This is a genomic window from Streptomyces sp. NPDC048479 (assembly GCF_040651435.1).
Taxonomy (GTDB): Bacteria; Actinomycetota; Actinomycetes; order Streptomycetales; family Streptomycetaceae; genus Streptomyces.
In genome coordinates this window covers 386,287-392,767 of sequence record NZ_JBEZKA010000005.1, presented here as the reverse complement: position 1 = coordinate 392,767, position 6,481 = coordinate 386,287, and the positions used below count along the sequence as shown (strand labels likewise).

Below are 6,481 nucleotides of genomic sequence, written 5' to 3'. Positions count from 1 at the left end.
GGAACCTCGAACCTGCCGAAACAGGCCGGGGTATCAACATATCTGGCGTTGACTTTTGGCACGCTGTTGAGTTCTCAAGGAACGGACGCTTCCTTCAGACCCTTTTCATGGGGTCCTCCGGGCGCTTCCCTTCGGTGTTTCCAAACTCTATCAGGCTCTTTCGCTCTTCCCGACCACCACCCTGCGGACATGCAGAGGTTTAGACCAGTTAGAATCTCGGCTTGATAGCTGCTGCCGACCCCCGACTCAACGTCGCGTTGGGGTCAGGCAGGGGTTCGACCCTACCGGTCGCCAGGAGACGAGGCAAATCGTTTCCGGTGCGCACCTAGGTCCGCCAACTGGTAGCTCTCACGCGGAACTAGGACTTCTTGTGACTTACCCTTCTGAACAGTGCGTCGTCCAGGACAGGCAGTGACGACGCCGTACGAATCTCCGCCCCTGGGAGGCTCCATGACCACAGTGACGTCCCCTCTTGCTGGACGTGCCATCGGACTCGCGGCTGTGCCTGATCCGGTGTTCTCCGGTGCGATGGTCGGCCCCGGTACTGCTATTGACCCCGTGCGTGAGCCGTCGGAGGTCGTCGCCCCCGTTGACGGCGTCATCATCTCCCTGCACCCGCACGCCTTCGTCGTCGTCGACGATCAGGGTCACGGAGTGCTGACGCACCTCGGCATCGACACTGTTCAGCTCAACGGCCAGGGCTTCGAGCTGCTCGTCAACAAGGGCGACACTGTTCAGCGCGGACAGTCTGTGGTGCGCTGGGACCCGTCGGCCGTCGAGGCTGCCGGGAAGTCCGCCATCTGTCCGATAGTGGCGCTCGAGGCCACGGCCGACTCCCTCTCCAACGTCCGCGAGGACGGCGACGTGAAGGCCGGCGACACCCTCTTCGGCTGGCAGTGACGCCGACGCCGCGGTGGCGGCGTCAGTTGGACATCCATCGCGGCGGCAGCTGCCGTCGCTCAATCGGAGACGGGTGAAATGCAGACAACGCTGCGAGGCGTCGGCGTGAGCCACGGTGTGGCGATCGGCGAGGTTCGGCATATGGGCACGGCGGTCCTGGAACCGCCGGCCAAGCAGATTCCGGCGGAGGACGCGGAGCGCGAACAGGGGCGCGCGCGCAAGGCCGTGGAAGCTGTGGCCGCCGACCTGATTGCTCGGGGCAATCTGGCAGGTGGCGAGGCGCAGGCTGTGCTCGAGGCGCAGGCCATGATGGCGCAGGACCCGGAGCTCATGGCAGACGTGGATCGGCGCATCGCCGTCGGCAGCACTGCTGAGCGCGCGGTGTACGACGCGCTCGCCGCGTACCGCGCACTGCTGGCGGGTGCCGGTGAGTACCTGGCCGGACGGGTCGCGGACCTCGATGACGTACGGAACCGGATCGTCGCTCGGCTGCTCGGAGTGCCGATGCCGGGTGTGCCGGACAGCGACGAGCCGTACGTACTGATCGCGCGGGATCTCGCGCCCGCGGACACCGCGCTGCTCGACCCGGCGTTGGTGCTCGGGTTCGTGACCGAAGAGGGCGGACCGACGAGTCACAGCGCCATTCTGGCGCGGGCGCTCGGAGTTCCCGCCGTGGTGGCGCTGCCGGGCGTCTGTGAGCTGGCCGAGGGCACGTTGATCGCGGTCGACGGCAGCACGGGCGAGATCTTCGTCGAGCCGAGCGACGAGAAGCGCGCCGAGATGGAGCGGGCCGCGGCGGAGCGGAAGGCCGCCCTTGCCGCTACCAGCGGGCCGGGGGCGACGTCGGACGGGCACAAGGTGCCGCTGCTGGCCAATGTCGGCGGACCCGCCGATGTGCCGGCCGCGGTGGAGGCCGGTGCCGAGGGTGTCGGGTTGTTCCGTACAGAGTTCCTCTTCCTCGACGACAGCAAGCAGGCGCCGTCCGAGGAGAAGCAGGTCGAGGCGTACCGCAAGGTGCTCGAGGCATTCCCCGAGGGCCGGGTGGTCGTGCGCGTACTGGACGCCGGTGCGGACAAGCCGCTCGACTTCCTGACTCCGGCCGACGAGCCGAACCCGGCGTTGGGTGTGCGCGGGCTGCGCAGTCTGCTGGACCACCCGGAGGTACTGCGGACGCAGCTGACGGCGCTGGCCAAGGCCGCCGAGGGGCTGCCGGTGTACCTCGAGGTGATGGCGCCGATGGTGGCCGATCGCACGGATGCCAAGGCGTTCGCGGACGCGTGCCGCGAGGCGGGGCTGCGGGCGAAGTTCGGTGCGATGGTGGAGATTCCGTCCGCCGCGCTGCGGGCGCGTTCGATCCTGCAGGAGGTCGAGTTCCTTTCGCTGGGGACCAATGACCTCGCGCAGTACACCTTCGCCGCCGACCGTCAGGTGGGTGCGGTGTCGCGGCTGCAGGATCCGTGGCAGCCGGCGCTGCTGGATCTGGTGGCGCTGTCGGCCGAGGCCGCGAAGGCCGAGGGCAAGAGCTGTGGTGTGTGTGGTGAAGCCGCCTCCGATCCGCTGCTCGCGTGTGTGCTCACCGGTCTCGGTGTGACCTCGCTGTCCATGGGTGCGGCGTCGATTCCGTATGTGCGGGCGACGCTGGCGAAGTACACGCTCGCCCAGTGCGAGCGAGCTGCCGCCGCGGCCCGTGCCACGGACACCGCCGAGGAGGCCCGCGTGGCCGCCCGGGCGGTGCTCTCCGGCGAGTAGTCGGTAGATCAGTAGGCGGGCTTCAGCAGACGGATGCCGAAGGGGCTTACTGCCGGGGACGGCAGGGAGCCCCTTGGGCGTTCAGTGATGGTTCCCCGGGTCGTCGGTGGTGATGTCGAAGCCCGCGCAGTACTCCACCCCGGGCTCCGGGGACAGTGGTTCGCCGGTGGTGGCGTCGGTGCAGTAGGCGCTGAAGACCTCGCCGGCGGTGAGCGGGAGGAGTCGGCCCTGGTGGAGCCGCCAGCCGTGGAGGTGGTCCGGGGCACCGGGAGCGCTCGTACGAAGGACTACTCCGCCAGGGCTCTGGAGGGCGATGCCTGCCGCGAGGACGGTGACGAACTCCGCGCCCTCGGAGGCGTCCAGGTGGGCGGGTGCCGCTGTGGCTCCTTCGGCGTGCAGGACGGCAAGGAGTTGTTCGTTTGGAGCGGGGACGCTGCAGACGAGGTGGTGTGTGCCGGGTCCGGCCTCCTCGAGCAGTCGCATCAGGATGCGGGAGGCCCGGTCGAAGGCGGCCCGGCCGATGTCCTGGCCGCAGTCGGCGCACTCTCCGCGGTCGGCGAGGAGCATCGTGGCGTACTCCCAAGTGGCCTGGCGGACTGCCTTGTTGATGAGCTGGGGCAGCAGGCTGTCGAGGGGCTGGCCGGTGTACGGGACGGTGGCGCCGCGGCCGGCGATTTCCGCGGTGTAGCGGGAGCGGCTCATGGCCGCGTCGGGATCGAGGCCCGCTTCCGCGCAGTACTCCGTGAAGTCATCGGGGTCGAAGAGGGCGACGGTGGTGTGCAGTTGCCGGGAGGCGAGAGTTCTGAGCAGATCGTCGACCTGCCGGAGGTAGCTCGCGTGGTCGTCGAAGGTGAAGGTGCGGTAGCGGCGCATCGCGGTGAAGTCCTGCTCGTCGGCCAGCAGGCCTACGGTGCCGGGGACTTCGCGGCGCAGGGTGCGCCGCATGGATGCGTTGTTCCTGGACCGCTGATGTGTGGACCGCGTTGACCGCTTGGGCCGCCTGGACTGCTTGGACTGCTTGGTGTACGCCATCTCTCCCCCTGAGCACTGTTGACTACTGGTGACTCACCGTAACTGGCGGCACTGACAATGCAGGGCCGGGCAGTTGGTTCCGTACGAGCCGGCTCTGGGCGAAGCAGGTGGCCACCAGTCCGGCACCCAGTAGTGCCCAGCCTGCGGGGCCTGCCGCGATGGCTCCGGTGACGATGAGCGGGCCGGCGCTTCGCTGGGCCGATGCGGCCACTCCGTGCACTCCGAGGTAGGCGCCCTGTGCCTCGTCGGGGGCGAGAGCGACGGACAGTTCCCAGGAGATGGTGGCGTGGAGGATCTCCGCCAGCGTGAGTGCGGCGGCGGCGAGGACGAGTGCGGTGATCGCGAGCCAGCGGCTGTCGGCTGCGGACACACTCATGGCGAGGGTGCCGGCGGCGAAGGCGACCGCGAGCGGTCCGAGCAGCCGCCGGGCGGCCTGTGTGGTGGCGCCGAATCGGGCGAGGGGGATCTGGAGGACCACCACCATCACGTTGTTCAGGACGAGCAGAAGCGGGGCCAGGCCGTGCGGGGCTTCGGTGGCATGCACGATCCAGAGCGGCAGCCCGACCATGAAGACCGCGTCGTCCAGGAAGAGCACCGCTTCACTGGCCACGTAGAGGAGATAGGTGCGGTCGCGCCAGGGGTTGGCGGGCTTTGCGGCGGCGGTCGTGCTGCCGGATCCGGTGACGACGCGCGACGGGGCGGGGGGCTCGCCGCAGCGCAGCGTCAGGAGGGCGGCGCACAGGGAGGTGAGCGCGTTGCCCACGAGGAGTGACTGGTACGCGGCTGTGGTGCCGATGCCGAGGGCGGCCGCAGCGGCGAGGCCGCCGATGGCGAAACCGGTGTTGCCGACTGTGCGGTTCACGGCCTGGTAGCGGACGCGCGCGGAGCCGGCGATGCGGGCGGCGTAGAGCTTGGTGAGGACGTTGGCCGCGCGGTCGCCGAGACTGCCGAAGGCCGCGATGACCAGCAGCAGTGCGAAGTGGTCGGTGGTGAGCAGGGCGAGGCCCGCGGTGGCGCGCAGGAGCTGGGCGGCGATGAGGACGCGGGTGATGGGCAGCCGGTCGGCGATACGGCCTGCGATCGGCGCGCCGGCGATGCCGATACCGGCGGAGACCGAGATGAGGAGACCCACCTCGGCGATGGACAGGCCGGTGACGTAGGTGAAGTAGAGCGCCTGTGTGGCGGTCCAGAGGCCGTTGCCCGTCTTGTCGACCAGGGTGATGCCAAGCATGCGACGACCGTCGCGGCCTCCTGGGATGCGGTCTTTCAGTGCGGCCCGGCGGTGGAGCAGGCTCACCGGTTCCCCCTTGACGTGAGTTATGTATTGATACATAGTTGGTTACGTGGCAGCACAATATTCGATCGAGGGTACGACCGCCAAGGGGATTGCCGCGTCCGTCGAACGGGCCGTGGCGGACGGGGGTTTGGGGCCCGGGGACGCCCTGCCGCCTGTCCGGCGGCTCGCCGACGATCTCGGGGTCAGCGCCGGGACTGTCGCGACGGCGTACAAGGAGCTGCGTCGACGCGGTGTCGTGGTGACGCGTGGACGGGGCGGGACGGTGGTCGCCGCGGCGCCGGCAGTGGCTTCCCGGCGGCCGCCGAAGGTGCCCGAGGGGCTGCGGGATCTGGCCGGCGGGCACCCCGATCCGGTCTTCCTGCCGGACCTGGTGCCGCCCGCGCGACTCTCCCCCGGGGCCCGCTCGCACCGTTCGGCCCCCAGGCTGCCGGAGCTGGAGCAGGCGGTCCGGACCTGGATCGGTGACGAAGGGGTGCCGGTCGAGCAGGTCACCTTCGCGCACGGGGCGCTCGACTGTGTGGCGCGGCTGCTCTCCACCGAGCTGCGACCGGGCGATGCGGTGGCGATGGAGGATCCGGGCTACCACCATCTACTCGATCTGGTACAGGCGTTGGGGCTGCGGTCGGTGGCGGTGGCGGTGGATGACGAGGGCATGCGGCCGGAGGCGCTGGACGCGGCGCTGCGGGCGGGGGCACGGGCCGTCGTGTCCAGTCCGCGGGCACAGAATCCGTACGGTGGCTGCTTCTCGGCCAGGCGGCGCGACGCGCTCGTGGACGTACTGCGGGACTCGCCCGAGGTACTGGTGATCGAGAACGACCATGCCTCGGACATCTCGGGCGCGCCGCTCAACTCGCTTACCGCGGGAGGCCTTTCACGCTGGGCGCATGTCCGGACCGTCACCAAGTACCTGGGGACTGATCTGCGGTGGGCCGCGGCCGCCTGCGATCCGACGACGCTGGCGCGGCACGACGGTCGGCTGCTCCTGACATCCGGCTGGATCAGTCATCTGCTGCAGCGGACCGTGCTCGGGCTGATGACCGATCGGGACACGATGGCGCAGGTGGGGCGGGCGCGTACGGCCTACGGGGAGCGGCGAGCGGCCCTGGTGGCCGCGCTGGACTCACATGGTGTCGACGCACATGGTGTGAGCGGTATGAATGTGTGGGTGCCGGTGCGGGACGAGTCCGCAGTCGTCAACGGGCTGCGGTCCAGGGGCTGGTGGGTTGCGGCAGGGGCGAGGTTCCGGATCGCCTCGGGGCCGGGCGTAAGGATCACGACGGCGGAGCTGGAGCCGGCGGAGACGGGGAGGCTGGCCTCGGACTTCGCGGCGGTCCTGGGTGAGTCCGAAGCCACGTACGGGGGGTAGTGCGGTTTGGCCGGGGCCGTCCGGCTGCCGTTTTGTCCTCAATCGCCGGACGGGCTTGATTTCCGGCGCCCGCACCTCGGAAACCGGACGGGCTTGATTTCCGGCCCCCGCACCTCGGAAACCGGACGGGCTTGATT

The 6,481-nt window shown here is 69.6% G+C and carries 5 protein-coding genes; 3 read left to right on the top strand and 2 right to left on the bottom strand.

Annotated elements, in window-relative coordinates; genetic code table 11:
- Positions 1-450 precede the first annotated feature (450 nt).
- The gene (locus AB0D12_RS11385; RefSeq protein ID WP_362679699.1) at positions 451-900 is read left to right on the top strand and encodes a PTS glucose transporter subunit IIA; all 450 of its coding nucleotides are present in this window, start codon (positions 451-453) and stop codon (positions 898-900) included.
- Between the two features lie 78 nt (positions 901-978).
- Positions 979-2,649, top strand: coding sequence for a phosphoenolpyruvate--protein phosphotransferase (gene ptsP, locus AB0D12_RS11380; protein ID WP_362679696.1), 1,671 nt, complete (start codon positions 979-981; stop codon positions 2,647-2,649).
- An 81-nt stretch (positions 2,650-2,730) separates the two neighbouring features.
- On the opposite strand, the gene AB0D12_RS11375 is transcribed toward ptsP, so the two are convergent.
- Both AB0D12_RS11375 and AB0D12_RS11370 read right to left on the bottom strand, forming a co-directional pair.
- The gene (locus AB0D12_RS11375; RefSeq protein ID WP_362679693.1) at positions 2,731-3,681 is read right to left on the bottom strand and encodes a hypothetical protein; all 951 of its coding nucleotides are present in this window, start codon (positions 3,679-3,681) and stop codon (positions 2,731-2,733) included.
- A gap of 22 nt (positions 3,682-3,703) precedes the next feature.
- Complete coding sequence (locus AB0D12_RS11370; RefSeq protein WP_362679690.1) at positions 3,704-4,912, bottom strand: MFS transporter; 1,209 nt, start codon at positions 4,910-4,912, stop codon at positions 3,704-3,706.
- Positions 4,913-5,024: 112 nt separating this feature from the next.
- Here AB0D12_RS11370 and AB0D12_RS11365 point away from each other — a divergent pair, with 112 nt between their 5' ends.
- Positions 5,025-6,344, top strand: coding sequence for an aminotransferase class I/II-fold pyridoxal phosphate-dependent enzyme (locus tag AB0D12_RS11365; protein ID WP_362679687.1), 1,320 nt, complete (start codon positions 5,025-5,027; stop codon positions 6,342-6,344).
- The last annotated feature ends 137 nt before the right edge of the window (positions 6,345-6,481 follow it).